A 26985-nucleotide genomic window follows, 5' to 3' on the forward strand; every position below is an offset into this window, starting at 1 on the left:
CATAAGATCAACATGCATAAAACTTTTCAGGATATTGAAATTTTTTATAATTCTTGCACTTATTATATGAAAGAAATATTAACAGATCATTAACCTTGTATAAAATCTATGTTAACTTTATCCGCTTTTAGCATTTAAAATATATTTGGCACAGATTTTTTCTAATAAAAAACATGGTTTGAAAAGAGACGAATGACTCCTCAAAACCATGTCTTATTGTAAACCTTTATCTTTTTCATACTTATATCTCTCTTCTTCCCTCTAAAGCCTTAGACAAGGTCACCTCATCTGCATATTCCAAGTCTCCGCCTACCGGTATTCCATGGGCAATTCTTGTGGTTTTGATTCCCATAGGCTTGATTAGCTTAGAAATATACATAGAAGTGGCTTCTCCTTCAATGGTTGGATTCGTTGCTAGGATCACTTCCTTGACTGATACATTTTGTAGTCGAAGGAGCAGTTCCTTAATGCGTATATCCTCCGGTCCAATGCCTTCCATAGGAGAAATGGCTCCATGGAGCACATGATATACGCCTTTGAATTCTCTTGTTCTCTCCATGGCTACCACATCGCGAGGGTCCTCCACCACACAGATCATACTTCTATCCCGCTGTTCACTTCTACAGAGGTTGCATGGATCTATATCTGTGATGTTCCCACAATAAGAGCAGTATTTCGTTCTTTGCTTAGCTTCTACAATGGCTTCAGATAGATTTACAGCGTCTTCTTCTCTCATATTTAGCACATAAAAGGCAAGTCTCTGAGCAGATTTTCTTCCTATCCCGGGAAGTTTTGAAAACTCTTCAATCAGTCTAGCCACTGGCGCCGCATAATAATTCATTTAAATCTCCTCTTTTCAGCAAATGGTTCGCTACAATTTTAGGCGGACACAAGGCCCGCCTTAATTTACAGTTTACAACTACCCGTGGATTTCCTACAATTAAAATAAGCCTGGCAGATTCATTCCACCTGTCACTTTACCCATTTCCTTAGCCATCATTTCTTCAGCTTTTCTCAAAGCTTCATTGGCTGCTGCTAAGATTAGATCTTGCAGCATTTCGATATCATCAGGATCCACCACTGCAGGTTGGATCGCGATATCTAGAATCTCTCTCTTTCCATTCACCTTTACAGTTACGGCTCCGCCACCTGCACTGGCTTCTACCTCTCTCTGTTCAACCTCTTCCTGAAGCTTCTCCATTTCTTTTTGCATTTTCTGTACCTGCTTCAGCATATTATTCATGTTACCGGGCATTCCGGGGAATTTTCCTTTTGACAATTTTATCTCCTCCGTTTTACGAATTTCTTTTTTCTTCAATTATTATATCATATATATCTTCCAAATATTGATATAATCATGATTATTCTTCTATGATTTCAACCAGGTCTTCTCCAAAGATCTCAATGATCTTTTGTACTTCCAAATCCTCTTCAGCTATAGAAATTTCTTTGCCGGCTTCAGATAGCTGGGGCGCTTCATCCTCCATAATACATTTGATATAGACTGTTTCTCCCAGAATTTCTTCAAGGACCCCTTCAATAAATTCCTTATTCGGACTGTTTCCGGCAGCTTCCTTATGAAAACCAAAGCCTTCTTTAAAAACAATCAGCAGTGTGTTCCTATCTACAGTAGCCGGCTTTCCTTCCATCAGTACTGCATGGGCTGAGATCTTTCTTTTCTTAATCTCTTTAAGGATATCCGACCAAAGCTTTTCAATCTTCTCTAAAGAAATGGATTTCCCTGAAGCCGGCGGTCTTGGCATCGGTTGTGGTTGTTTTTCTTCTACTTTTTTTGTTGATATTTCAATCGGTTTTTCTTCTTCCTCTGCTCTTTTTTCTACCTCACTTCTTACAAATCCATGCTGCAGTTTCTTCTCTAATGCTGCAATCCGCTCCAACAGCCCGTCTATCGAAGGATCTAACATTGGTTGACATAGCTTCAACACTGCTACCTCCAGTAATATTCTTGGTTGGCTGGACCACTTGGCATTTACCTCCACCTCAGACAGAATATGAATAGCACGAATAGCCGCAGAGGTATCCGTCTTTTCTCCTTGTTCCTTTAATCTTTCAATATTTTCTCTAGAAAGATTGATAATTCCTTCTACATTTTGAGAAGCCTTTGTCATCAGCAGGTTTCTATAGTGCCTGATCAAGTCCTTAATAAACTGCTGGATGTCTTTCCCCGCACCAATAAGCGCCTCGATGTTCTCCATCGCCTCTCTTGAGTTTCCCTCTATCACTGCATTGACAAGGCTGAATATAAATTCGTCGCTTACAGTCCCTAATACACCAATTACATCATCATATGTAATCCCGTCTACACAGTAGGCAATACATTGATCCAACAAACTTAAAGCATCCCGCATCGCGCCGTCTGCATTTCTTGTAATTAGACGAAGGGCGCTTGATTCCGCTTGAATACCTGTTTTCTCACAGATATCGGCCAACAATTTCACCATTTCTTCTTCTTTTACCCTTTTAAAATCAAAGCGCTGACATCTGGACAAAATGGTGGCAGGAATCTTATGAGGTTCTGTGGTAGCCAAGATAAAAATTACAAAATGGGGCGGCTCTTCCAGGGTTTTCAGCAGAGCATTGAACGCTCCTGTAGAGAGCATGTGCACTTCATCAATGATATATACTTTATATTTACCTTTTGTCGGAGGGTATTTTACATTCTCTCTCAGCTCTCGAATATCATCAACACCATTATTCGAAGCTGCATCGATTTCAATAACATCCATGACCGTTTCCTGTTGGATACCCGTGCAAGTATCACATTGGTTGCAGGGATTCAGGTCAACCGGATTGGCACAATTTACAGCCCGTGCAAAAATCTTGGCGGTTGAGGTTTTTCCAGTCCCACGGGTACCGCAAAATAAGTAGGCATGGGCAATATTATTATTTTTAATCTGATTTTTTAAAGTTTGTGTAATGTGCTCCTGACCGATCACATCCTCAAATGTTCTGGGACGCCACTTTCGATATAGGGCAATATATGTCAAGGGAATCACCCGCTTTCCATTGGAATTATTATTTACTTCTTTTAAGCTCAATTATTTATCATTATAACACACTAAAATATAAAAAAACATGTAGAATCATTCTACATGTTTGATAAACATATATAGGGCCGTGCACCTATCGTTGACAAGCTGTTACTGACGTTACCTGAACAGTTAACTCAGACCAGGCTCCCCCGCGGCACACGAGAGTGCTTACTTACCGTTGCTTCCTTCCGGACCTGGCGGGGTTCATAAGTTCCCGTTGCGCAGGACCCAGTCTTCCTCGCCACTTATTCAGGGCAGACTCAACAACAGCAGGCCTCCGATAGGAATTCAATCCTGCTACAGCGGGTTGCAGGTTACAGGGCACCGCTACCTCCCCATCTAGCACGGCAAAACTTATAAACTGTATACTGGCGGAGAGGGCGGGACTCGAACCCGCGGGGCCATACGGCCTTACACGCTTTCCAGGCGTGCCCCTTAGCCAACTCGGACACCTCTCCGTAATTATGATCTGTCATTTTGATGACGCAATGTGCAATGTCTTAACAGAATCTTATTATAGCGAAAAACATGTCTTCTGTCAATGAATCCTAGCAAATATTTTTCTGGCAATATTTTCAATTGGCCATTTTGTTTAAATCTACTTGCCTGATCATACTACACTGAGTCACATCCCCTGGCTAATCTGCATAAGCTATTATAAAAGGAACTCGTTTACCTTTACATAGCCATAAAGGAGGTGTCTAAAGATGACTGATACAACTGCAGCAAAATCCGGTTTTGGATTCTTGGGTGACAGCAACATACTATTTTGGGTTTTGATCATTATTGTTTTGTGTGGCGGAATAGGCCCCTTGGGAAACATCTTTGGGGGATTTGGAAGTGATAACAGTTTGTTTATCATCCTGCTTGTAATCCTGCTATGCTCTGGGGGATTCCCATTCCTAAACCTATGGTAGCACAATCTCTGAAAGGATCGGACTTTTCCGGTTCTTTTTTCTTTCCTCTAAGCATGTCTTTCATTTTACTTTTTCTTTGCAGCGCTGTCAATATTTCTTTTCTATGCATTCAAAAAGTGCTATACTATTATCTAATGATTAATTGAGAGCAAAGCTTTTAACATTTCCCTTGATATATTCAATCACTAGGTTTATAATTGATAACGCAAGGAATAATATTAGTAAATACAAGGTTTTTTCAAAAATAGACCACAATGGAAGAAGGAGGAAAAGATGGAAATTAAGTCTATTAAAAAACTAAAGCTTTATGGCTTTAATAATCTTACAAAGACCTTAAGTTTCAACATGTATGACATTTGCTATGCGAAAACCGTTGAGGACCGTAAAGGTTATATAGAATATATTGATGAGCAATATAATGCAGAGCGGCTTACAAACATCTTAACCAATGTAGCCAACATTATCGGTGCAAATATTCTAAATATTGCCAAGCAAGATTATGATCCCCAGGGAGCAAGTGTTACAATATTGGTTTCAGAAGGCCATGTAGATCACAGTGATACATCTGCAAACAATGAAGCTCCAGGCCCTCTTCCTGATGCTGTGGTTGCTCACTTGGATAAAAGTCATATCACCGTCCATACCTATCCTGAATATCATCCCGATGAAGGGATTAGTACTTTTCGGGCAGATATCGACGTTTCTACCTGTGGTCATATCTCTCCTTTGAAAGCCTTGAATTATCTAATTCATAGCTTTGACTCCGATATCATGACCATAGACTATCGTGTGAGAGGTTTTACTCGAGATGTAAGTGGTAAAAAATATTTTATTGATCATAAAATCAATTCTATTCAAAACTATATCGCAGGAGATACCCGCGATCGTTATCATATGATTGACGTAAATGTATATCAGGAAAATATCTTCCACACGAAAATGTTGCTTAAAGAATTTGATTTAGATAATTATCTGTTTGGTATTACAAAGAAAGAACTTCTTCCCGGTGAAAAGAAAAAAATCAAGCAGCGTTTGAAGAAGGAAATGGCCGAGATCTTTTATGGCCGAAATATACCTAAAGTATAGTAAAAAAGCTTCTCCTTCTAAATGTTTAGAATGGGAAGCTTTTTTTATTTCTGTGTTTATGATTTAATTTCCTTTACCTTTGATGCTATCGAATAGACGAAGCAATCTTTAGCATTTCTTCTTGCTCCAATTTTCCATTTAATGTGAATTTTACTCCATTTCGATCCCAGTGGATTCTTATCTCGCCATTTACAAATTCAAAAATCATATAGTTTAAGCCATGAATTCTTTTTTCTAAAACTTTCCCATATTTAGGGTTGATATTAATTGTAGCAGCATACTCCCCAAACAGCGGCTCCTGCAGCAATTCTATCCCCTGGTCCTCTTGACCATATAATATCCTTACTTGGATAGTCTTTGTCCCTAGGTTTGTTAGAATCACCTTATCTATCGGATATTCCTCCGGCATATAGGTAGGCTCTTGTATTTGAAAACTGGCAACATCCCTTGCATCCTCTATGCCCATTTCCATGTCTTCAAGGGAAACTTCTTCCACAACGGACGGCGCTCCTTGTTTATCTGCCATTTCACCGGGAGTCTTGTTATGCATCTGTACATTAATGGATTGATCTGAGATACTGGTAAAAATATTCATAGTACGAAAATAATTGGCATAGCCCTCGTGGTTTAGTCCACTGCCTACAGCCACGCCGATCAGCAGCAGCACAGCTGCTGCTACTGTATTTTTATGTACAGGAGGTTTCTTTTTTCTTTCCCCGATCTGTTCTTCAACACGTTTCCAAGTATCTTCCATAGGTGGAACACTGATATCTTCCATGGAAGATTCCAATGCATTTTTGATTAGGATATCCATAACGTCTTCTTTATTCATGACTACCCTCCTTTTCCACCTGTATCGATCGAAGGCTGTTCTTTAGAATATGTTTAGCTCGAAATAACCTGGTTTTAACAGTACCTATATTTAGATTTAACGCTTTACTAATCTCTTCATAAGATAAATCACAATAATAGTATAAATACAATACTTCACTATAATGATGTTTCAAACTCAAAATTTGTTCCCGAATATGATGATTGATTTCTTTTTTTTCCAACACTTCCTCTGGGAGTTCAAACCCATATTTATTGTTGTCATGGCTGTAGGCTAAAATCTGATCTTCCTCTGCCATGCAGATCTCCCTTTTATTCCTATTATATTTGTCCTTTGCCAGATTGCATGCAATGGTACAAAGCCATGATTCAAATTTTTCTTTATCTCTCAACTGTTCCAACTTGCTAAAAGCAATTACAAAGGTATCTTGCACAATATCCTTTGCATCATCTTCATTTTTTACAATATAATACGCTGTTTTATATACCTTACTTCTATAGGTTTCAAATAAGATCTTATGTAGTGAAAGCGTATCACTCTTTCGATCTTTTAATCCCGAAAATATCCCCACTTTTTCAACCCCTTTATGATGGCAGATTCTATTCCTGATATAAAACATTTTCTTTCGATACTACTCCCCCATTCTATCATACCTTATCTTTATCATGAACTCCATATGTTTCCAAACTTTTCCTCTAGGACTACCCCCTCAAATTATGCAAACTTCTTCCACATTCTTGTCACTTTTTTATATATCATCGAAATAAAATACATAGATTTTGCCAGGTTCAGGAAGAATAATGAGAGTAAATGCATATATTTGCTATTCCATTCTCCAAAGGCAGGTGATTTTTTGAACAAATTAGATTTCTACAGTCTGACAGTTGAGTTAATCATAGGCTTTTTTGCCGTTTTAGTCGTCACAAATGTTTTGGGCAAGACTCAAATCAGTCAGTTTACACCCTTTCACTTCATATCTGCACTGGTACTGGGCGAATTATTGGGCAACGCCATCTACGATCGGGAAGTCAGCATCAAGTATGTGCTTTATGCCCTTTTCCTATGGGGTGGCCTCCTTTTTCTTATTGAAATTTTAACGCAAAAATTTAAAAAGACTAGAAATTTTTTTCAAGGGAACCCCTCTATTCTTATTCGACAAGGAAAAATTGACTATCAGGAATTAAAAAAGAACCGGATGGATCTCAATGAACTATTAAGCTTGATGAGACAGAAGGATATATTTTCCGTTCGAGAAGTAGAATATGCGGTTTTAGAACTCAGCGGCTCTTTAAGTATCCTGAAAAAATCTAACTATGATCAACCGGATCGTCAAGATCTTCAAATTCCAGAAAAACCTGTGTTCTTACCGATCGCCTTAATAATGGATAGGGAAATTATTGAAGATAATCTCACGAACTATGGCCTTGACAACCAATGGCTGATGGATCAGCTCCACATGCATGGTATTCGTGATGTAAAGGATGTTTTATACGCAGAATGGGAGAGGAATGAAGGTCTTTTAGTGATACCCTTTGAGTCCGGCACGGATGTAAAGCAATAAATACTCAACCCGATCTGCGTCCATAGCCTTACAAAAGGTATATCCCTAGAGAGAATGGCAATACTAGGAAATGTTTCAAATCTATAGAATATGGAGGTTCCTATGGTTCGTATCGCAATCCCAAGGGCTATGTCCTATTATTATCTGTATCCATTTTTTAAAACCTTGCTTTCTGATATGGGGGCCGAAGTAACCTTATCTCAACCTACAACCAAAGCTACTTTGGAGAATCTGTCAGCCTGTCCTACCGATGAACCCTGTGTAGCTGTAAAGCTCTATTTTGCCCACGTACAACAGTTATTAGAAACCGACTGCGATTATGTATTTTTACCGAAGCTCATTCGTGTGGAAAAGGGAAGCTACTGCTGTCCTAAATTTATCGGTATACCTGATATGGTCAAAACAGCCTTTCATTTAGAGGACCGTATCCTAATGCCCCGGATAGATGTTCAAAATCAAGAATCCATGCTTCAAGATCTGGCACAATTGGCTGATCACCTTGGATTAAATAAAAAAGATCTATCAAAGCATCTTCAGCACGGTTGGGAAGTACAACAACGCGTTTCTTCTTTAATGACAAATCATGGATTAACCGTAGAAGAAGCCTATAGAATCTTTGATGGCTCTTTAGAAGAAAAACCTCATGCCAAATCATCTGAAGTACTCCCTTGTACTATTGGCCTTATCGGCCATCCTTATGTATTATATGAGTGGATCAGTCATGATCTTCCCAGCCGTCTTCGCCGCTATGGCAACGTCATTACTCCGGAGATGGTAGAGACAACTTTTATTCGCGAGCAAATGAAGCAGATCTTCGAAGGAGAAAGATTGTGGACCTTCGAGGCCCAGATGTTAGGGGCCGCTTTTCATCTGATGAAAAATCACTTGGTGGACCGTTTGATTTTAGTCGGCCTTTTTGAATGCGGCCCTGAATCAATCATAGAGCCCTATATAGAAACATTGGCTGAAGAAATGAACATTCCTCTGCTCAAGCTCTTTATGGACGAGCAGACTGGCGAAGCAGGTCTCGTGACTAGAATAGAGGCTTTCATGGATACGGCCGTTGATAAATATGAAAAAACCAAAAAAATAAATCCGCCTGCTCCATCTTTAGCCCCCGGCATTATACCCAAAAACCCCATCATCGGGTTTCCATCTATGGGCCGCCTGGATATTATCATTCACTCTATTTTGAAAGAATGCGGCGTAGAAGCCATTCGCCCCCCTGCCATATCCCGGCGCTCTATTGAGCTGGGCAAAGAATTGGTTCCCGAATTTGTATGTCTCCCTCTGACTGCTACACTGGGACAAATGATTGAACTATTAGAGAAGGGGGTCAATGGTTTTCTAATGGTAGGTGGAAAGGGTATTTGCAGGTTGGGGTGGTATGCACAAATTCAAGATATGCTGCTGAAAAGAAAGGGATTATCTTTCGATATGACTATTCTCGATTCTCCCTTTCCATTGAAGCAAAATGGCGCCAGTTTTATCCATGCTGTAAAAAAAATAACCAATGGTGCTTCTTGGAGCACTATCGGTAAAAGTATCTGGCTGGCCTACTACAAGCTGCAACTTCTAGATCAGGCAGAAGAGCTGCTACGAAAATTTAGAGCTTATGAAATAAAAAGAGGGCAAGCAGATCGTATTTTTTCAAAATTTCAAACAAAAGTGGATCAACTCTTTTCACATAGGGAACTTTCCCGGCTAAACAAAGACTTTATTGAAGAAATGCATTCTATTGCAATTGAAGAGACAGAACCTTTACGAATCGCTCTTGTTGGAGAGATATGGGTATTGCTGGAACCCTTTGTAAATCTGGAAATCGAAAGATTTTTAGGCCGACATTCCGATGTTCGGGTACTGGTAGAAAGAGAAATTAGCGTAAGTCACTGGCTCCAAGGGAATCTTTTTCATACCCCCGCTGCAAAGGCTCGAACCCGGGCTGTCCATGCAGCTGCAGCTCCCTATTTAACTGAACAAGTTGGAGGACACGGTATACATAGCGTAGGATTGAGTATATTGGCTGCCCATGAAGGCGTAGATGGAGTCATACATCTTATGCCCTTTACCTGTATGCCTGAAATCGTAGCCCAGAGTATTTTAAGCCAAGTTACTGAACAGCTGGATATTCCTATTCTTTCGCTGATCGTTAGCGATCAAACAGGAGAAGCCGGCTTTGAGACACGTTTGGATGCCTTCTTAGATTTATTATTGGAAAGACGTTATGAGAAAACGCAGAGAGGTGTTGACAATGGGATACTATATCGGTATTGATGTGGGAAGTGTGACTACAAAATTGGCATTAATAGAAAAGCAAGGGAAAATGGTCTGGGATACCTATATGCGCACAGAGGGCGGACCTATTGAGACCATTCAAAAATCTTTTCTACAGCTTTCAAGAGAGATGGGTGATTTAGATCAAGAAATCAAAGGCATCGGCACTACCGGTAGTGGACGTCATTTGGCTGCTGTTATGGTGGGAGCAGATATTGTAAAAAATGAAATTACTGCCCATGCAGCTGCAGCCAAGCATGTAGACCCTCAAGTAAGGACTGTCATTGATATCGGCGGCCAGGACTCAAAAATCATCTTTATCAAAAATGGTGTGTCCACGGGTTTTAACATGAATAGTATCTGCGCCGCAGGGACAGGCTCTTTTCTTGATCATCAAGCAGGACGCCTAGGTATTCCGATCGAAGAATTTGGTGCCTATGCTTTGAAATCCTATAGTCCTGTGAAAATTTCCGGCAGATGCGGTGTCTTTGCAGAATCAGATTTAATCCATAAGCAGCAAATGGGCTATAAAAAGGAAGATCTGATTGCCGGGTTATGCATTGCGCTGGTCGGCAATTATCTCTCCAATGTAGCTCGTGGAAAAAGAATTGAACCGGCAGTCCTTTTTCAGGGTGGCGTAGCTGCCAATCTGGGGATCAAAGCGGCCTTTGAACAGAGACTAGGCATTCCTATTACGGTTCCCCGGCATCATAATGTCATGGGCGCTTGGGGTGCAGCCTTATTGGCAAAGCAGTGTCATGAAAGAACAGGATATGCTTCCGCTTTTCGTGGGATCAAACCCATTGCTTCTTTTTCCTGTGTACCAAAAACCTTTTCTTGTTCAGATTGTTCCAATCACTGTGAAATCAATGAGCTATATATCGGTGAAAGTCTGGCAAGCCGCTGGGGCAGCCGTTGCAACAAATGGTCTGACTTAGAACGGTCCTCAAAAAACTATCGGGAAGAACGGGATTTCCCGCTTCAAGGTTTTCGTCGTCAAGTTTCCTCATGATGCAGGAAATGACCTCTGTATCGTTCCGAAAAACAGGCAGACATGAAGCCTGCGTTTACAAAAATACATTTTATTCAAAAAACATAAATCTGTATAAAAATTTATATTTTGTAGGGAGGTTATGAAGCGTGAAAAAATCAGCTTTACAAGAAGACAGTTTTTCAAATCCCCCACAATCCTACTGGATTGCCTCTACACCGCAAACGGATTATGCAGAACTCCGTGAAGATAGCTCTGTAGATGTAGCAATCGTAGGAGGTGGAATGGTAGGCATCACTGTGGGATTTTTATTAAAGCAGGAAGGTCTAAAGGTTGCAGTCATTGAAGCCGACAGGATTCTTCAGGGAACCACCGGGTATACTACGGCAAAACTCACTTCCCAGCATTCACTGATTTACAATAAGATTGCACAGCAGATGGGAGAGGAACAGGCTCGGCAGTATGCAGAAGCTAATGGAACTGCTATCAGAATGGTGGCTGAATTGATCAAAGATCAGAATATCGATTGTGATTTTTCATGGCAGCCAGCTTTTGTTTATACCCAATCAGAGCAATATATACAAAAAATCGAGGACGAGGTAAAAACTGCGGCTGCTTTAGGGATCAAAGCCTTTTATCAACAGGAAATTCCGCTTCCCTTCCCAATAAAAGCTGCCGTCCGCTTTGAGGATCAAGGCCAGTTTCACCCGCGAAAATATCTGCTGGCATTAGCGAAGAAGATCCCCGGCGAGGGCAGCCATATTTTCGAACAAACCAGAGCCGTAGACATTGAAGAAGGAGATCTGCCTGCTGTAATCAGTGCCAGTGGCAGAAAGATTTATGCGAAAAATATAATCATTGCCTCCCATTATCCCTTTTATGACAAACCCGGTTTTTATTTCGCTAAAATCTATCAGGAACGTTCCTACGTCCTTGCTGCTAAAATCAAGGAGCCGTTCCCCGGCGGCATGTACATCAATGCAGAGCAGCCTACCCGATCTCTCCGGTCTCTTCCCTATGAAGGCGGAGAACTCGTTATGTTTATCGGAGACCACCATAAAACCGGTCAAGGAGAAAATACCCTGCAGCATTATCTTAACCTGAAACATTTCGCCCAGGAAATCTATACGGTTGAAGACATCCCCTATCGCTGGTCAACACAGGATTGCATCACGATGGATGGACTGCCCTATGTCGGCAGGCTTACCGCAGACAAGCACAATCTATTCATCGCCACAGGATTCCAAAAGTGGGGTATGACCAACAGTACCGTAGCAGCAATTATTTTGAAAGATTTAATCCTTAAAGGAGAGAATCCCTGGACGCCTGTATATGATCCTGCCCGCTTTACACCTGCTGCTTCTGCAAAGAACTTTATCGTTGAGAACGCAGATGTGGCTGCAGAATTTATTTCCGGAAAGCTGATGCCGGTTCCCGACCGCATCGACCCTCAACCGGGAGAGGGAAAAATTGTAGAAGTTAATGGCCAAAGAGCCGGCGCATACAAGGACGAAGCAGGAAAAGTTCACCTTGTAGATACCACCTGTACCCATCTGGGATGTGAGCTTCAGTGGAATGCAGCGGAAAACTCCTGGGACTGTCCCTGCCACGGCTCCAGATATACCTATGATGGTGAGATTATTGAGGGTCCAACAGTGATGCCTTTGAAAAAGATAGAATCGTAAAACCCGCATAAAAAAGCTGTAGTTTTCGACTACAGCTTCTTCCTTTTACTTGGGAATGGACTTGAAAGCTTTATATAGAATGCCTACGAGAATAAAAGAAATCCCAAGCTCCGGTAGCAGATAGGCTCCATTATAGATAATCGAATAGATCCAGGGATTCATCCCTTCCGGTGCATAGGATGCCCAAATGATCACCCCGGAAAGCACTGATGATACAAATCTTCCAAATACCCCCAGAAAGGTTCCTGCATATACACCCTTTAAATCTTTCCGGAATAGCCCTGCTAAGCCCAGTAATCCAAAAGCTACAAGGTAGTCCAACAATATGGAAAGGATGTGAAATGAATATTTCGGTCCTAGTATAAACTGCAGCAGTCCATAAACGGTACCGGCTAGAAGCCCCGGTCCTACTCCCCACCGAATGGCGAAGAGCAAAATGGGAACCATGCTCCCTGCAGTAACAGATCCCCCATAAGGGGCTTCAAAAATCTTTACATAGCTTAGGATTTGTGCCAATGCTATCATAATCCCTGCTTCCACCAACATTTTTGTAGATAATTTTTTCATGATTTTTCCTCCTTTTTACACCAATAAAAAAACTGCATCGATTGAATGCAGCATGAAAAGCAAAATATATATTATACTTCCTACGCTGGCATTACCCAGATCAGGTATGCGGGTCGAAGGATCAATAGACCTTCCTCTCAGCCGGATTCTTCCAGCTCCCCGATAAACGATTCAGTTTTCTTATTTAGTTTATCACAGCTATATTGATTTTGCAATCATCCTTTGGTGTAGAAAATTTTATTCATCTATAGCTTTAGAAGGTCATAGCTTTATTTATTATAAAGCCTGTAAATTTTTTTTGCAATCTCCTTTACTTTTCGGCGAATATCCTCCGGCTCCAGCACTTCTACCCGATCCCCAAAACCCAGAATAAAACCATAAACCCAGTTTTCTTCCGGCAATGTTATCTGTACAATTGAATAATCAGCTTCCTCCACCAAAATATTCTCGCTGCCAAACCATTCTTCTATCATAGTCTTCATGTCCGCTGCAAATTTCAACACCAGCTGCACAGTATTTGAGGGCTGGTGCCACCCCTTCATCCAAGGAATTTGTTCTAAGTCAATTGGCTGTCGCTGATAGGAACTATCCGTTATTTTGATATCTTTCATTCTTGAAAGCCTAAAAATACGGAATTCCTTCCGCAGCTTACAATAGCCATAAAGATACCATTTTTGACTCTTTAGCACGATCGTATAAGGATCTACCTCACGGGCTGAAGACTCTCCATTGCTGCCCCTGTAAACGAAAGATATGGCACGGAAGGACTGGATTGCCTCCTTGATTATATCAATCTTTTCTTTGAGGAAAGCTTCATTCCCCCAAGAACTAAAATCTACAAAGATCTGCTCTGTTTTTGCCCTGAAAGCCTCGGCTTCCTTATCCTGAACAACTCCCTGGAGCTTGTCCAGCAGCCTGTCGGAGCGGGTGTCACTATATGAAGCCACACTTTTTAACGCAGATACAATAGAAGCCAGTTCATCATTGGTCAAAAGGGTTTTATCCAGCTTATATCCATCTACAATACCTATGCCCCCATTAATCCCCTGATATGTAATTACGGGTATGCCCGCCATATTCAATGACTCAATATCCCGATAAATCGTTCTTACAGATACATCAAATAAATCTGCAAGTTCTTTTGCCTGGATTCTCCTCTTATTCATCAAGGTCATTGTAATCGCCAGTAATCTATCCAGCTTCATATAGCATCCATCCTTCCAGCACAGGAATAAATCTTTTCAAAACAATAGCCGCCATAGCCTTATTATAAAAAACTTGCTTCCTCATCCATTATTACGGTTACATCTTTGTGAAGTCTAAGAATTGATGCCGGAACATCGGGTGTTATAGGCCCAGTTACCGCCTTACACAGAGCATCCGCCTTTTCTTTTCCGTTTGCGAGCAAAAGTATTTTTCTTGCAAACATAATTGTTTGAATACCCATACTGATTGCATAACGGGGTACATCCTCAATATTTGTGAAAAATCTTGAGTTTGCCAGTATTGTCTCCTCATCAAGCTTAACCTGATGGGTAGTGGCTTCGAAACTTATATTGGGCTCATTAAAACCAATATGTCCATTTTTGCCTATACCTAGAACTTGTAAGTCAATTCCTCCCGTTTCAGCTATCTTTTTTTCATATCCACGGCATTCTTTATCAATATCTTCAATATTGCTGTTCGGCATGTTGATATTTTCTTTTTCTATATCGATATGTTTGAAGAAATTCTCCATCATGTAATAATGATAGCTGTTCGTATTTTCTTTTGCAAGCCCGATGTATTCATCCAAATTAAAAGTAATCATCTCTGAAAAGCTTAGCTTCTCCTCCCTGTACATACTTATAAGCTCTCTATACATTCCCATAGGTGTACTTCCCGTGGCAAATCCAATAACAGACTTAGATTTTAAATAAATCTGCCCGGCTACAATCACTGCAGCTCTTTTACTCATTTCATGATAATCCTTGACAACTACGAAATTCATCGGATCACTCCTTGTAGCATTGATCTCCCCTTACAAATGTATATGCAATATTAAATTCCTCGTTAAAAATTACAATATCCGCATCTTTTCCTTTCTCTAGACTTCCTGTTCTGTCATATATGCCCAACAATCTCGCAGGATTGAAGGTTACAGTCTTTACAGCTTCTTCAATGGGTACACCCGTATTATCCCTAAAATTTTTCAAAGCTCTATCCATCGTTAGTATGCTTCCTGCAAGGGTTCCATTTTCCAATCTGGCACTGTTATCTTTAACAATAACGGTCTGTCCTGCTACTTTATAGCAGCCTTCCTCCATACCGGAGGCACGCATGGAATCAGTAATAAGAACTATTTTTTCAGTTCCCTTTACCTTCAACAAAATTCGCTGTATAGCCGGATGGATATGAATGTTATCGGCGATCAACTCACAATTTACGTCCTTATCGTCCATAGCCGCACCCACTACACCGGGATTTCTATGATGAAGAGGCGTCATTGCATTAAAAATATGCGTAATACTTCTGGCTCCCAGTTTGATCGCATTCAATGTCTCGTCATATGTGGCACAGCTATGACCTATGGATACAAGGATATTTTCCTCAACGCACCGCCGGATAAATCCTTGAGAATTTTCCAGCTCCGGAGCTGTAGTAATCATTTTAATCACATCTTTATAATTTTCCAGAAAAGAAAAATCAGTCCTAATAATATGAAGACCGTTTTGTGCTCCGGGATATTTCTTACTGATAAACGGCCCTTCGAGATGGCATCCCAGCACCTTAGAGCCATATCGCTTATCCATTGCTTTTTTGATATTGTCCAGCGCCTTTTCAATCGTATTCCAATCCATTGTCGCCGTTGTTGCAAGAAAGCCTGTGACGCCTGAAGCAACCAGGTTTTCACTTATGACCCTAATCCCCTCCTCACTGCCATCCATAATGTCATGTCCTGCTGCACCATGGATATGCATATCAATAAAGCCTGGGGATACATAGCGTTCTTTCGCATCAATAAACCTTTCTATTTTATAACGGTCAATTTCCTTCTCCGGAACAATACCGAATATTTTATCTTCAAATAATAGGACATTGTCATCAAGCAGCCCTTTTTCAGTTATTATTCTCCCATGTATGATTGCTTTCAGTTTTCATTCCTCCCTATCATTAGGCTTCACCGAAATTAGTTTTAGATTGATCAAGTTGTAATAAAAGCAGGTAGATCATGCCCCTATCTACCTGCTTCTATAAGTATTGCTATTCCTTGCCCATGTGATCTTCCAGCATTTTATTTCCATAGACGATTGTCGAAGATGATATATTCACTAAATCAGCTATCATCTGACTGACGCCGCTGGTATAGGTTCTGGCATTTAGCGCCTCAACCAACAAAGGCAGGTTTGTGCCGCTTAGGACATGTATATTAAACTTAGGATTTTCGGCGAGCATCACCATCGAACGGTTAAAAGGACTGCCCCCAGGGAGATCTGCAAAAATGATAACTCCCTCCGTTGTATCCAGTTTTTCGAAAGACTCCATTAACTTTCTATCCAATACATTTATGTCGTCCTCCGGTAGGAAATCCACGATTCCAACGTTCTTCTGTTCTCCCATAATCATTTCTACAGCACTGATCATACCGCTTGCAAAATGATTGTGTCCTGTAATAACAAATGCTACCATTTTATCACCTTTTTAGATTACGACGTTATTTTTTTTGATTACTTCCGTATATTTTGCATATACGTTGTCATTATTTTCCTGAGGGACTTCTACAACATTCGGCGAAACAAATATCGCCAGTTCAAAACCTTTCTTCTGCAAGAGTTTAGCCGTCTCTGATGCAAATGCCTGACTGATATATATTACGGAAAGAGTCGATCCTGCCCCCACTTTTTGATGATATCCTTCCACCGGAACAAGGGCATCTTCAAGGGGAACACAATTATCTATAAATACATCTGCAAAATCTCCAAGCTTCTTACCCGTAGAATGCGTTGCTTTTGCTTTCTTATAGTTTTCCCCTGAAGCAACGACAATCACTTTCATTCCTATTTCTTTGGCATACATCGCGGCCTCTACGGGAGCGGCGTTAAGGCCTCCGTGAGAATAGACGACCATTGTATCATCCTTTTTGAATGTATAACTTTGCAGGAAATTTTTAATGTATCCTTCCTGCCTTTCAATCCACAACAACTCACGTGCGCCGCCTGTTCCAATAACATTAAACCACATAAGTCTTGAGTCCATTAAAGGATGAAATCCAACGATACCACCATATCTTGGAAATACATCTAATATGGGAATAACAGAATGCCCGCTGCCGAATAAATGAACCAATCCACCCTTTGTTATGGATTCTGACATAATTTCAGCTGCTTTTTTAATATTCTCTTCCTGTGTCGATGCAATCTTATCTAATACCTCGTTTGCTTTTACAAAGTATTCTACTGACATTTACATTTCTCCCTTCGATTTTGTCTTATCTACTGCAATTAATATTAACGATCCTCTAAAGGCTATATTAAAGCATTCCTATTGCTACGCCTATTAGTGCAAAGATAAATATAAAACCCATAACCCGCAGTGGTGACATTTTCCTTCTTGATAGCAGATACCACACCATTCCCACGACTGCTAAGGGCAGCATCCCTGGCATGATTCTGTCCAGAATTTCCTGCAGTGAAAGCACCATTTCACCGGATGAATATTTAAGCGGCGTAGTTACGTTTATATAACTGGCACTTAGTGCACCCATAACCAGAAGACCCAATACATTCAAGGAATCTGTCAAAGCATGTATCTTACCGCTTGACATAACATTCTGGATACCATTTAAACCAGCGTTGTATCCAAACTTATAAAGATACCATGAATATGCCATTGTCAGCGTCGGGTAGAGCAGAAAATAGAAAGCGGGCCCCAATAAACCCGAAGAATTTGTAATGCCCAGCGCTATTGCCAATAAGATAGGAATCAGAGTCCCCGGTACAAGGGTATCGCCGATCCCGGACATAGGCCCCATGAGAGCAATTTTTACCGTGCTTATCGTGTCATCATCAATATCTACCCCATTCGCTCTTTGTTCCTCCATCGCTGCTGTTACACCGTTAATAACACTTCCTACCTGCGGTTCAACATTAAAGAGCATTAAATGCCTTTTCAAAGCGTCTCTGATATCCTCTTCCTTTTGATACAACTCCTTTATTACGGGAATCATTGAATGGGCAAAAGCAATCCCCTGCATCCTTTCCCCGCTTTGTGATGATCCATTAAAGAAGAACCATGTCAGCCATGATCTGAATAAAGTCTTCTGGGATAATTTCTTCTCAGTCATTTATGACACCTCGCTCTCTGCTGTAAATTTAAACCAGAATAATGCCAGTACCGTGCCAAACAAGGCAATCGGTATAATCGGCAGCTGCAGATATACTACAGCTAAAAATCCTATAAGAAATATACCGAAGTAAATTTTTTCTTTTATAATCATATTTAGAAGAAGGCCTATACCGAGCGCAGGCAGCATTCCTCCTACTACCTGCAGATAATGATTGACAAATGGAGGTATTGATGATATAAAATTCTGTAGAAAGTCTTTTCCAAGGTAAAGTATTACGAATGCTGGTATAAATCTTAGTGCAAAGTTTACGACCTGAGGCAGAAGATTCATCATCTTTACACCCTTCATATTTCCTGCTTCAGCATACTTGTCAGCTTTATGGACAAAGTAAACATTTACAATCCATACTACATTCCATAAGAGTACACCCAGCAATCCAACTGGTATAGCCAGGGTTGGAGCTAATTGGGGGTCCATCTTGGATAGAACTACAAGAGCTGTGGTGAGATAGCCAATATAATTCACGTCAAATGGCATTACGGCGCCTGGTGTGATGATACCGATATACATTGCCTGTATTAGAACTCCCACTTCTAATGCAAGCTTTACATCTCCCAGAATAATACCTACAAGAGCTGACGCGATAAGTGGTCTGCCTAAGGTATAAAAACCACCGGTAGTTCCAAAAAACCAAGGTGCCCCAATTGCTCCTAAATAAGTCAGCAGCGCAATGAACACTAATTGGATCGTCACTTTCATTCCTCCCTTTATTTATTTTTCAAAGTAAAGCCTTGTTTCTATTCTTTCACCTCCTATTCCCTTACATATTTGTGCCTTTCCTTGTCCCATGTTATCAAAGGGGTATCCGGGACCAACTGGAAAGAAATTTTTAAGCCTTCCCCGTGAAGCACTTCGAGTATTTCAATATCGGCGTCACTTAAAAAAACATTATGGGTAATCTCATACTGGGCACCTTCTTTTTTAGATACATTTCCAATATTGATCCATTGAGGACGAAATTCATTCCTGCATAATTCCTTAAGTAAGGACGGAAACCTCACGATAATCAAATTGTTTCCTTCTTCAGAATCTAGTTTTTCTATCATTTCCTTGGATTCTGCCATACTGCACATATAGGTCTTATAATTTTTAGGTACGGACATGGTCATAATTGATTTCAGCATAGGATTTGCCGCAGTTTTATCGTCTATGGCAACGATATTTTTAATTTCCAGATTTATCGCCCACTTGGTTATGATCTGACCATGTATTAATCGATCATCTACCCGAATAAAGTTTTTTCCCATTTTCCCGCCTCCCTAATACTCACTTTTTAATTCCACTTCTATCGAATATCTGTCCCACCTTAAAATAGATTCTGCATATTCAAATGGAACACCACTGCTGTTATAGGTTATTCTTTTCACATCAAATACAGGAGTGCCTTTCTTTTGACCAAACAGTGTGTACATAGCCTTTTCTTCCAAAATGCTGATGTTATAGATTTCTTTTGCACTGTGCGGTGTAATCCCTTTGGTCTCTAATATTTTATATAATGAGCCAATATCTTCTATTAGCCCTGCCTCCTCTATTGATAAAAAGTTAGATGGTATATGGGATGTCTGCAATGCTATCGGCACTCCGTCCACCAGCCTTAACCGCTTGATCCTCGTAATCCCGTTGTCCTTGTTTATATTCAATTTTTCAGCAATAGTTTCATCGAGGATAGCTTTAATTTCGATGACTCTTGTTTCCGCTTCAATTCCCTTCTCCTTTAACTCATCTGTAAAGCTCATAAGATTCAACATTCTGTTGATTTTGGGCTTTGCTACAAAAGTTCCTTTCCCCTGTATTCTATAAAGGTACCCTTCATTTACTAAATCCGTTAAGGCCTTTCTCACCGTAATGGAACTGACATTATGGATCTTCTGAAGCTCGTTTTCACTTGGAACTTTTTCTTCAACTTTATATGTTCCGTCTTTTATTTTATTGATGATATCTTCTTTCACCCGATAGTAGAGCGGAATGGGTATATTCTTATTGATAGCGATCACCCCTCGGTATATTTATATATATTCATGTTAGTATGTTCTTATGTTCTTATACTAACTTTATTTTTATAATAGCACAAATTTTTTGTCTTGCAAACCTTTTTTTAATTTTCTGACATATTTAAAACCGTAAGTACCCTATAAAACAAATCAAAGGCAGAGACAAGGTCTCTGCCTTTGATGCTGATAGCTTCTACATATTTACTTTTAATTTTTTATGTCTGTAGTTTTCTTTGAATGCTTCTATTTTGCTTTCGATAAGACTATACAGCACAGGTACCACCACCAGGGTCAATAGGGTAGATACCATTAACCCGCCCATAAAGGCTACTGCCATGGGGCGAAATAAGTCATTGCCAAAGAATGCTAACGGAAACAGGCCAAATACCGTTGTAGTGGTACTTAGCACCACCGGTCTGAATCTGGCACTGACCGCTTTGGTACATGCCGATTCAATCCCTATGCCTTCTTTTCGTTGATCATTAATATAATCGATTAAAATAATCGCATTATTAATCACTACCCCCATCAGGCTGACGACACCCAATATACTAAATAGGGATAAAGGCTGCATAAATACTACCAGGGCAATCATAGAGCCTATTAGGGATAATGGTACTGCCACAAGGATGATGCCCGGCTGAACAACTGAATTGAACTGTATCATTAAAATGATGAACAGCATAAATACTGCAAACAGGGCCGCAATACCTATATTTCCCATATCCCCTTCCAGGTCTGCTTTTTCTCCTTCTGGAATAATCGTAACACCGGGAAAGTCCATGTCCTTTATCTTTTCTTCCAAGACCGTCTGCACATCAATTGCATTATATCCAGGCAGTACCTCCCCTTGAACAGCTATGGCCCTCTCCCCTTCATAACGGTTTACCTGTGCAATAACCGGCTCAAATCGAATATCTGCTACATCCTTCAGCAGTACCTGCAAGCCAGTAGTAGATTTTATTTTCAAGTTCTTCAAATCCTCCAGTTTTTTGATATCCCCTTTTACCAAGATATCATACTCCTGATGTTTTTCTCTGAATATCGTTGCCTTTCTCCCCATCAAAGCTAGATTTACTTCTTTTTGTATATCATATTTCGTAAGTCCATAGGAAAGTGCCTTATTACTGTCTACCTTCATTTTAAACTGATAATCCAGTTGTGGCAGGTCATCCCGTACATTAGTGCTTCCCTCTATATCTTCCAGAGCTTCTTTGATTTTCTCTTTTGCCGAGAGGATGTCCTCCATTTCGTCTCCTTTGATGCGGATTTGAATAGGCGCACCCAATCCCCCTTGTACTTCCAGCTCTTTCACAATGACACTTGCGCCTATAACCCTTTTGTCATAGATCTGTTGAAGCTCTCGAACCAATTCTTCATTGCTTTTAAAGCGCCCTCCTTTTTCCAAATCTACTCTTATAGCAATCTGCGCCAGGTTCGGAGCATTGGATTGAGGCATAATGGATAAATCAAACTTGGGAAGACCTCCGCCAATGGATGATGTATAGGCCGTAATTTCCGGCTGCTCTCCCAGTACCGCCTCCACCTCTTTTACCAAGCCGTCGGTTTTATCTATATTGCTGGTATATTCCGTTTGTATATCAATATAGATCATATCTTTCTCAGATTTAGGAAAAAGCTGCTGCTGTAAAACGCCGCTTAAGGATAAAGAGAAAACCAAAATAATAAAGGCAAGTGCAAGGGTTGTTTTCTTGTATCGCATTCCTAAAGTCAGCAGTTTTTCAAATGCGCCCTTCACTTTCCCTGCTTTCTCTTTCTTTCTGCTTTTTCTAAAGAATAAAAAAGCTAAAAGCGGTGTTATTAAAATTGCAATCCCATAAGAGGCTGTCAGGGATATGATAATCATCTGAGGGATGCCTCCTATAAAAGCCCCTGTTGTTGCCGGCAGAAACAGAAGGGGAGAAAAAGCGGCTATGGTTGTAAGGGTAGAAGATAGTATGGGTATGGCAACTTCCTTTGTTCCTTCTATGCATGCAGTCAGTCTGTCTATGTCTTCATCTATTTTGTTTTGAATGGCATCACTTACTACAATGGCATTGTCTACCAACATCCCCAGGGCCATGATGAGCCCCGTGATGGTAATCATATGAATTTTGATTCCCATGATGCCCATCGTTATAAAAGTAATCAGCATGGATAAAGGGATGGCAAAGGAAACCGTTGAAGCGTTCCGAAGTCCCATTCCCATCATAATCACCAGAATAACGATGAATATTCCGCCCAAAAGATTTGCAGAAAAATGATCTACCGATTTGGCGACCTCGTCAGGCTGGTAAACAATTTCATCTATGCTGATATCTGGAGGAAGTTCTCTTTTAAAGTCTTCTAAAACTTTTCTTACCTCCTTTCCTGCTGTAACTACGTTTAAATCTCCTTTAAAATACCCTACCAAAATAATTCCGTTTTCCCCATTGTTTCTTATTTTATAATTAGAATCCTTTTCTCCCATATATACCTGTGCCACATCTTTGAGTCTTACAACCATTTTGTCTTCCCGGATATCTATAATGCTATTGGCGATTTCATCCAGCGTCTGGAATAAACCCTCCTGATTTACATAAAACTTCATCTTTTCATCTTGTATATTTCCTGAAGGCATTTGAATATTCTGCGCAGCAAGTATACTACTTATTTGGCTGAGGGACAGCTGGTATAAATCCAGTTTCTTTAAATCTACTTCTACTTTTATCTCTTTCTCCTGCTCTCCAATGATGTCAAATCTCTTGATGCCGCCAAGCTTTACCAGCCTATTTTTCAATCTTTCTCCATAGGATACCAGCTGTTCATAACTGTATCCGTCACCGGACAATCCGATTAACATTCCGGTGGTTTCTATAAGGTTGGTATTGATATCTATTTCTGCTATCCCGTCAGGAAGTTCTTCCTTTATATCTTCAATCATCCTATAGAGTTCATTCCAGCTTTGATCCAGTTCACTCTCAGAAATGTCCATATCCAAAACGAGAAGAATTGCCGCTGCACTGTTGAGAGAAGAAGAACTGGTATAATCATAGTTTCTCAATTCCGTAAGTTTTTCTTCAAATTTTTGTGTTACCAGTATCTCAACTTCTTCTGCGGAAGCCCCTGGATAGATGACGGTGATCATTGCTGCCGGAGCAGGAACTTCGGGATATTCTTGCTTGGGAATCGTGTGGTAGCTATATGCACCAAAAATGATGATCATTATGATGGTGAATATGGTCACAGTCTTGTTTTTTATCGGTAATCGAAGTATATGTTTAAACAAATTGATCCCTCCTCTACTCTTTTATGTCCACGCTATCCCCATTTTTTATGCTTCTCATCCCTTCTACAATGATTTTGTCCCCAGGATTGATCCCCTTTCTTACCTCTATTTCATTCCCAAATACTTCTCCTAAAGTCACCTCTTTTGCTGCAGCTTTTCCATCCTGTACAATATAAACAAAGTCAAATCCTTCGTTCAAAAGGCTGTTCATAGGAATAAATACCCCCTGTTTTTCTCCCAGTATGAACACGACATCTGCTAAGGTTCCTATGGGAATTTCATTGGGTTCAATGCTTATCTTTACTTCATACAGGCTGCTTTGGCTGCCGGGAATGGAAGATAGGGTTTCCACAACTCCCTTGATCTCATCACCTTGATACCTTACTGCAACATCCGTTCCCAATGATATCTTGCCTAGATCTTCATTAGTAACACCAACCTTAACGGTGCTCTCTACTCCCTTTATGGAAATGACGGGCAACCCGGATGTTATATAATCTCCCTCTTTTACTTGTATCTGTAGGATCACACCGTCAATTTCGCTCTTCAGAACACTGTTTTCCATTAATTCCTGGTTTTGCCGGTAGTTGGCCAATGCAATGTCTACTTGGTTTTTTAATATTTCAATCTCTTCTTTCCTTGCTCCCCTTAATATCTTGTTGTAAGCCTCTCTCGCGCTGTTAAGCTGCTTTTCCTCCAAATCCAGCTTCAGCTTCATTTCTTGCAACTGCTGGGATGAGATTGCACCTGCTTCCATGAGCCTTTCATATTTTTCGTAATTATCTTTCGTGTTTGCGTAATTTTTTTCAGCAACTTCCACACTTATCTTTAATTGGTTAATATCTTCCTGTACAGCTCCCTTCACAGCCATATCATATTGGGTCTTTGCTATTTCATACTGGGCTTTCCCTATATCAACTTTTGTTTTTAAATCTTCTTCACTGATCCTGACCAGCTTATCTCCTCTTTTTACCTGCTGTCCCGATTTTACAAATATCTCTTCTACTTTTCCTCCCGTTTTAAAGGCAGATGTCCTTACATCCTGTGCATCTACGATTCCCATGTACGCTAAAGTCAGCGGAACCTTTTTTGTTTCAGCCTGCATGGCCCTGACGTTTTTTCTCTGTACTTCTATTTCTTTTTGAGGCTGGCAGCCTGTTAAAAGAAATACTCCTATCAGTATGCATACAATGAATTTCTTCATATTTACCCCCCCTTTTTTAATTAAATAGTTAGTTAATCCGTTTTAAAAAAATCATAACTTCTTTCATTTTAATTAACTAATTAGTTAATATTCTATAAAAATTTTTTTATTTTTGCCATCTCTTTAAATAATTCGTGATAGATTCTATATAAAAATCATAGAGGAACTCATCAAAAGTTTCTTTTACAAGTTTCTTATCAAAGCCACAATAATCCGCCCACTTTTCTCCTACCATGATATATGTAGTTAAAGGCATCATTCCAAAGAAAAATCCAGCGATAATTCCTCTGTCTATTCCCTCAGGGTCAATCTCTAAAACATTTAACCGCTGTCTGCTATCTTCCATGATAGGAGAAAAAAATTCAAATGCTTTGTTGATTTTTTCACTGCCGGAATTTTTTATCATTTCTCCAAATAAAATACTGAAAATCTTTTTTTTATCCTTCAAAAAATCCATCATTTCATCGGCAACTTCGTTAACATCCTTTTTATTTAAAATACTTTTATTTTTCATTAATTGACTTTTTAGCAGAACCATTTCATCTATATGAATATTGATCAACGCTGTCAGCAATTCTTCTTTGCTTTTGAAATAATAATAAATGAGAGCCTGGTTTACCTGTGCCCTTTTTGCAATATCGCTTACCCTCGCACCCTCAAATCCAACTTCAAAAAATACATCTAAAGCTGCATCCAGTATCCTTTGTTTACTTTCCTGACTATCTGCTTTCATGATATTAATTCTCTGCCTCCTCTTCAGCTCATTAATTAACTGTTTAGTTAAATTTTATATCCTGTTATATTAAAAGTCAATTATTTTTGGTATTGCAGAAGATTATTTCTATTTTACGCTGCCCATTTACATAAACAACGCTACTTTCTTTATGCGGCAAAGAAAGTAGCGTTGTTATTTTTATCCTATTATTCTGTTTTATTCAGAAGAATTCTTCCAATTTCAGGGCTAACAATACAGTAGGATATCTGTTCCCCGTCTACTTGTCCGTTCACCAAAACATGCTCCTCAAAACCATAGCTGGTCAGCTGAATGTTGGTTTCATCTTTTAAGACAATGCTTATGCTGTTGCCTGCAAGCATAAGGGGATATACACCTTTATGTGTAGGATTTATATTTAACAGATTAATTAAATTATTTATTTCATCTGGTGTATAGGTTTTTATTTCTTCCTGCATCAAGCTATATAATTTCATTTCTTTAATCTCATCAATCGGTATTGCTTTTCCCATTGCTTCCAGGGATTCACCGATTTCAGCGGGAGCAGGTTTTTTTCCGGCAGGCTGTTCCCTGTTCCCGTCTGTTTTAATCGTAACGATACGGTTTGAATCATCCCATCCTACTATGGCACCTAAAGATTCCGCTACAAAACGCCCAGGAATAAAGGTACGTCCCTCTACAAGCTTTGCAGGCACTTCTAGCTGCACAGTTTCTACACTTTGTATTCCATCGACCTTTCTAGTTATGGTTGCAGTGTCCTGTCCAATGGTTAATACGATGTCCATATCCTCTGCAAGTACTTTAACTGCTTGCTTCTCTGCATCCCACGCTACTGTAGTCCCTAGTTTTTCCATCACTCCCCTCAAAGGAACTAAGGTCCGGCTATTTTCGATAAAAGAGGCAACATCCGTTTCAACCCACTCATCATTCACTTGTATACGAATGCCCTGATCCATAATCACTCTGTTTTCTATTGGCAGATTGTCCTCTCTACTGCCAGCTTCAGAATCACTTGAATCTGCCGGAAGTTTCAAGAGATAGGCCTGTTCTCCTTTAGCTACCTTTACAAGCTCTCTTCCAAAAATCTCATAAAGATACGCTGCATGTTCTTCAGCATAGGGTGTAATACCTATTTCAATATAGTCTCCCATTGGTCCTGTGTGGGTTACGGTAAACCCTTTTTCTGCTATTTCTTTGGCATTCTTCTCAAATATGTACTGGTCAATTTCCCTATGTTTTTGAACCAGGTAATTTTCAGTTTCTACTTCTATACTTGAAGCCCTATTAAATGCCATATCATCAGAGTTGGCAAAAACTGTACCTGATGAAATCGCCGTTATGCACATACCCATAATCCACGCTTTTGTAACCTTTGATTTAATCATAAAATTCCTCCTTACGCCTTTAATCTTATTCCATTATTTTAATTTGACGGAA

The 26985-nt window shown here is 39.9% G+C and carries 25 protein-coding genes, 1 tRNA gene, 1 other RNA gene and 1 riboswitch; of the genes, 6 read left to right on the forward strand and 21 right to left on the reverse strand.

Annotated elements, in window-relative coordinates; all coding sequences use genetic code 11:
• Nucleotides 1-241: 241 nt before the first annotated feature.
• The 5 genes from recR to Gferi_RS12335 all read right to left on the reverse strand — a co-directional run bounded on the left by recR (nt 242) and on the right by Gferi_RS12335 (nt 3511).
• Nucleotides 242-841 (reverse strand): recombination mediator RecR, encoded by a 600-nt coding sequence (recR, locus tag Gferi_RS12315; protein ID WP_069976937.1) that lies wholly within the window; start codon nt 839-841, stop codon nt 242-244.
• A gap of 99 nt (nt 842-940) precedes the next feature.
• Nucleotides 941-1255, reverse strand: coding sequence for a YbaB/EbfC family nucleoid-associated protein (locus Gferi_RS12320; protein ID WP_330389694.1), 315 nt, complete (start codon nt 1253-1255; stop codon nt 941-943).
• Between the two features lie 106 nt (nt 1256-1361).
• Nucleotides 1362-3008, reverse strand: coding sequence for a DNA polymerase III subunit gamma/tau (gene dnaX / locus Gferi_RS12325; RefSeq protein WP_069976941.1), 1647 nt, complete (start codon nt 3006-3008; stop codon nt 1362-1364).
• 128 nt (nt 3009-3136) lie between these two features.
• An RNA gene (gene ffs, locus Gferi_RS12330) (signal recognition particle sRNA large type) lies at nt 3137-3401 on the reverse strand.
• A 21-nt stretch (nt 3402-3422) separates the two neighbouring features.
• Nucleotides 3423-3511, reverse strand: a tRNA-Ser gene (locus Gferi_RS12335).
• A gap of 249 nt (nt 3512-3760) precedes the next feature.
• Between Gferi_RS12335 and Gferi_RS12340 the strand changes: the two genes are divergently transcribed.
• Nucleotides 3761-3970, forward strand: a complete 210-nt coding sequence (locus tag Gferi_RS12340; protein ID WP_069976943.1) for a hypothetical protein — start codon at nt 3761-3763, stop codon at nt 3968-3970.
• Nucleotides 3971-4243: 273 nt separating this feature from the next.
• Complete coding sequence (speD, locus tag Gferi_RS12345; RefSeq protein WP_069976945.1) at nt 4244-5056, forward strand: adenosylmethionine decarboxylase; 813 nt, start codon at nt 4244-4246, stop codon at nt 5054-5056.
• An 85-nt stretch (nt 5057-5141) separates the two neighbouring features.
• Here speD and Gferi_RS12350 read toward each other — a convergent pair whose 3' ends face one another.
• Nucleotides 5142-5888 carry a DUF4367 domain-containing protein gene (locus tag Gferi_RS12350; protein WP_069976947.1) on the reverse strand — a complete coding sequence of 249 codons (747 nt, stop codon included), beginning with the start codon at nt 5886-5888 and terminating at the stop codon, nt 5142-5144.
• Nucleotides 5881-6459, reverse strand: coding sequence for an RNA polymerase sigma factor (locus Gferi_RS12355; protein WP_236932727.1), 579 nt, complete (start codon nt 6457-6459; stop codon nt 5881-5883). Before Gferi_RS12355 ends, Gferi_RS12350 begins: the two co-directional genes overlap by 8 nt.
• A 282-nt stretch (nt 6460-6741) precedes the next feature.
• Between Gferi_RS12355 and Gferi_RS12360 the strand changes: the two genes are divergently transcribed.
• From Gferi_RS12360 to Gferi_RS12375, 4 genes are all read left to right on the forward strand, one after another.
• Nucleotides 6742-7449 carry a DUF421 domain-containing protein gene (locus Gferi_RS12360; RefSeq protein WP_069976951.1) on the forward strand — a complete coding sequence of 236 codons (708 nt, stop codon included), beginning with the start codon at nt 6742-6744 and terminating at the stop codon, nt 7447-7449.
• 102 nt (nt 7450-7551) lie between these two features.
• Nucleotides 7552-9723 carry an acyl-CoA dehydratase activase-related protein gene (locus Gferi_RS12365; RefSeq protein ID WP_069976953.1) on the forward strand — a complete coding sequence of 724 codons (2172 nt, stop codon included), beginning with the start codon at nt 7552-7554 and terminating at the stop codon, nt 9721-9723.
• On the forward strand, nt 9701-10735 hold the full coding sequence (locus Gferi_RS12370) for an acyl-CoA dehydratase activase (protein WP_069976955.1): 1035 nt from the start codon (nt 9701-9703) through the stop codon (nt 10733-10735). The genes Gferi_RS12365 and Gferi_RS12370 overlap by 23 nt, the downstream gene beginning before the upstream one ends.
• A 128-nt stretch (nt 10736-10863) precedes the next feature.
• Nucleotides 10864-12399, forward strand: coding sequence for an FAD-dependent oxidoreductase (locus Gferi_RS12375; protein WP_069976957.1), 1536 nt, complete (start codon nt 10864-10866; stop codon nt 12397-12399).
• A 45-nt stretch (nt 12400-12444) separates the two neighbouring features.
• On the opposite strand, the gene thiT is transcribed toward Gferi_RS12375, so the two are convergent.
• From thiT to Gferi_RS12445, 14 genes are all read right to left on the reverse strand, one after another.
• Nucleotides 12445-12966 (reverse strand): energy-coupled thiamine transporter ThiT, encoded by a 522-nt coding sequence (gene thiT / locus Gferi_RS12380; protein WP_069976959.1) that lies wholly within the window; start codon nt 12964-12966, stop codon nt 12445-12447.
• A gap of 60 nt (nt 12967-13026) precedes the next feature.
• Nucleotides 13027-13138, reverse strand: a riboswitch (TPP riboswitch).
• A gap of 97 nt (nt 13139-13235) precedes the next feature.
• Nucleotides 13236-14171, reverse strand: a complete 936-nt coding sequence (locus Gferi_RS12385; protein WP_069976961.1) for a helix-turn-helix transcriptional regulator — start codon at nt 14169-14171, stop codon at nt 13236-13238.
• 62 nt (nt 14172-14233) lie between these two features.
• Nucleotides 14234-14956 carry a glucosamine-6-phosphate deaminase gene (gene nagB, locus Gferi_RS12390; RefSeq protein ID WP_069976962.1) on the reverse strand — a complete coding sequence of 241 codons (723 nt, stop codon included), beginning with the start codon at nt 14954-14956 and terminating at the stop codon, nt 14234-14236.
• A 4-nt stretch (nt 14957-14960) separates the two neighbouring features.
• Nucleotides 14961-16100 carry an N-acetylglucosamine-6-phosphate deacetylase gene (gene nagA, locus Gferi_RS12395; protein WP_069976963.1) on the reverse strand — a complete coding sequence of 380 codons (1140 nt, stop codon included), beginning with the start codon at nt 16098-16100 and terminating at the stop codon, nt 14961-14963.
• Between the two features lie 109 nt (nt 16101-16209).
• The gene (locus tag Gferi_RS12400; protein ID WP_069976964.1) at nt 16210-16635 is read right to left on the reverse strand and encodes a PTS sugar transporter subunit IIA; all 426 of its coding nucleotides are present in this window, start codon (nt 16633-16635) and stop codon (nt 16210-16212) included.
• Nucleotides 16636-16647: 12 nt separating this feature from the next.
• Entirely contained in the window at nt 16648-17409 is a 762-nt protein-coding gene (locus Gferi_RS12405; protein WP_069976966.1) for a sugar isomerase domain-containing protein, read from the reverse strand.
• Nucleotides 17410-17476: 67 nt separating this feature from the next.
• Entirely contained in the window at nt 17477-18289 is an 813-nt protein-coding gene (locus Gferi_RS12410) for a PTS system mannose/fructose/sorbose family transporter subunit IID (RefSeq protein ID WP_069976968.1), read from the reverse strand.
• The gene (locus Gferi_RS12415; RefSeq protein ID WP_083273532.1) at nt 18290-19045 is read right to left on the reverse strand and encodes a PTS mannose/fructose/sorbose/N-acetylgalactosamine transporter subunit IIC; all 756 of its coding nucleotides are present in this window, start codon (nt 19043-19045) and stop codon (nt 18290-18292) included.
• A 59-nt stretch (nt 19046-19104) separates the two neighbouring features.
• Complete coding sequence (locus Gferi_RS12420) at nt 19105-19599, reverse strand: PTS system mannose/fructose/N-acetylgalactosamine-transporter subunit IIB (RefSeq protein ID WP_069976972.1); 495 nt, start codon at nt 19597-19599, stop codon at nt 19105-19107.
• Between the two features lie 12 nt (nt 19600-19611).
• A complete protein-coding gene (locus Gferi_RS12425) occupies nt 19612-20346 on the reverse strand; it encodes a GntR family transcriptional regulator (protein WP_069976973.1) in 735 nt (244 codons plus the stop codon).
• Between the two features lie 190 nt (nt 20347-20536).
• Nucleotides 20537-23611, reverse strand: a complete 3075-nt coding sequence (locus Gferi_RS12430) for an efflux RND transporter permease subunit (protein ID WP_169832993.1) — start codon at nt 23609-23611, stop codon at nt 20537-20539.
• A gap of 13 nt (nt 23612-23624) precedes the next feature.
• Nucleotides 23625-24815: an efflux RND transporter periplasmic adaptor subunit gene (locus Gferi_RS12435; protein ID WP_069976974.1), complete on the reverse strand. Its 1191-nt coding sequence runs from the start codon at nt 24813-24815 to the stop codon at nt 23625-23627.
• A 106-nt stretch (nt 24816-24921) separates the two neighbouring features.
• The gene (locus Gferi_RS12440; protein WP_069976975.1) at nt 24922-25548 is read right to left on the reverse strand and encodes a TetR/AcrR family transcriptional regulator; all 627 of its coding nucleotides are present in this window, start codon (nt 25546-25548) and stop codon (nt 24922-24924) included.
• A 188-nt stretch (nt 25549-25736) separates the two neighbouring features.
• The gene (locus tag Gferi_RS12445) at nt 25737-26933 is read right to left on the reverse strand and encodes a copper amine oxidase N-terminal domain-containing protein (RefSeq protein WP_069976976.1); all 1197 of its coding nucleotides are present in this window, start codon (nt 26931-26933) and stop codon (nt 25737-25739) included.
• Nucleotides 26934-26985: the final 52 nt, after the last annotated feature.

The sequence above is a fragment of the Geosporobacter ferrireducens genome (genome assembly GCF_001750685.1).
GTDB lineage: Bacteria > Bacillota > Clostridia > Peptostreptococcales > Thermotaleaceae > Geosporobacter > Geosporobacter ferrireducens.

Bases quoted from the DNA above. Each gene is read 5' to 3' on its own strand.
- recR (WP_069976937.1), bottom strand. From the start codon at position 841: ATGAATTATTATGCGGCGCCAGTGGCTAGACTGATTGAAGAGTTTTCA.
- Gferi_RS12320 (WP_330389694.1), bottom strand. From the start codon at position 1,255: ATGCCCGGTAACATGAATAATATGCTGAAGCAGGTACAGAAAATGCAA.
- Gferi_RS12340 (WP_069976943.1), top strand. From the start codon at position 3,761: ATGACTGATACAACTGCAGCAAAATCCGGTTTTGGATTCTTGGGTGAC.
- speD (WP_069976945.1), top strand. From the start codon at position 4,244: ATGGAAATTAAGTCTATTAAAAAACTAAAGCTTTATGGCTTTAATAAT.
- Gferi_RS12350 (WP_069976947.1), bottom strand. From the start codon at position 5,888: ATGAATAAAGAAGACGTTATGGATATCCTAATCAAAAATGCATTGGAA.
- Gferi_RS12365 (WP_069976953.1), top strand. From the start codon at position 7,552: ATGGTTCGTATCGCAATCCCAAGGGCTATGTCCTATTATTATCTGTAT.
- Gferi_RS12370 (WP_069976955.1), top strand. From the start codon at position 9,701: ATGGGATACTATATCGGTATTGATGTGGGAAGTGTGACTACAAAATTG.
- thiT (WP_069976959.1), bottom strand. From the start codon at position 12,966: ATGAAAAAATTATCTACAAAAATGTTGGTGGAAGCAGGGATTATGATA.
- Gferi_RS12385 (WP_069976961.1), bottom strand. From the start codon at position 14,171: ATGAAGCTGGATAGATTACTGGCGATTACAATGACCTTGATGAATAAG.
- nagB (WP_069976962.1), bottom strand. From the start codon at position 14,956: ATGAATTTCGTAGTTGTCAAGGATTATCATGAAATGAGTAAAAGAGCT.
- Gferi_RS12400 (WP_069976964.1), bottom strand. From the start codon at position 16,635: ATGGTAGCATTTGTTATTACAGGACACAATCATTTTGCAAGCGGTATG.
- Gferi_RS12405 (WP_069976966.1), bottom strand. From the start codon at position 17,409: ATGTCAGTAGAATACTTTGTAAAAGCAAACGAGGTATTAGATAAGATT.
- Gferi_RS12410 (WP_069976968.1), bottom strand. From the start codon at position 18,289: ATGACTGAGAAGAAATTATCCCAGAAGACTTTATTCAGATCATGGCTG.
- Gferi_RS12420 (WP_069976972.1), bottom strand. From the start codon at position 19,599: ATGGGAAAAAACTTTATTCGGGTAGATGATCGATTAATACATGGTCAG.
- Gferi_RS12435 (WP_069976974.1), bottom strand. From the start codon at position 24,815: ATGAAGAAATTCATTGTATGCATACTGATAGGAGTATTTCTTTTAACA.
- Gferi_RS12440 (WP_069976975.1), bottom strand. From the start codon at position 25,548: ATGAAAGCAGATAGTCAGGAAAGTAAACAAAGGATACTGGATGCAGCT.
- Gferi_RS12445 (WP_069976976.1), bottom strand. From the start codon at position 26,933: ATGATTAAATCAAAGGTTACAAAAGCGTGGATTATGGGTATGTGCATA.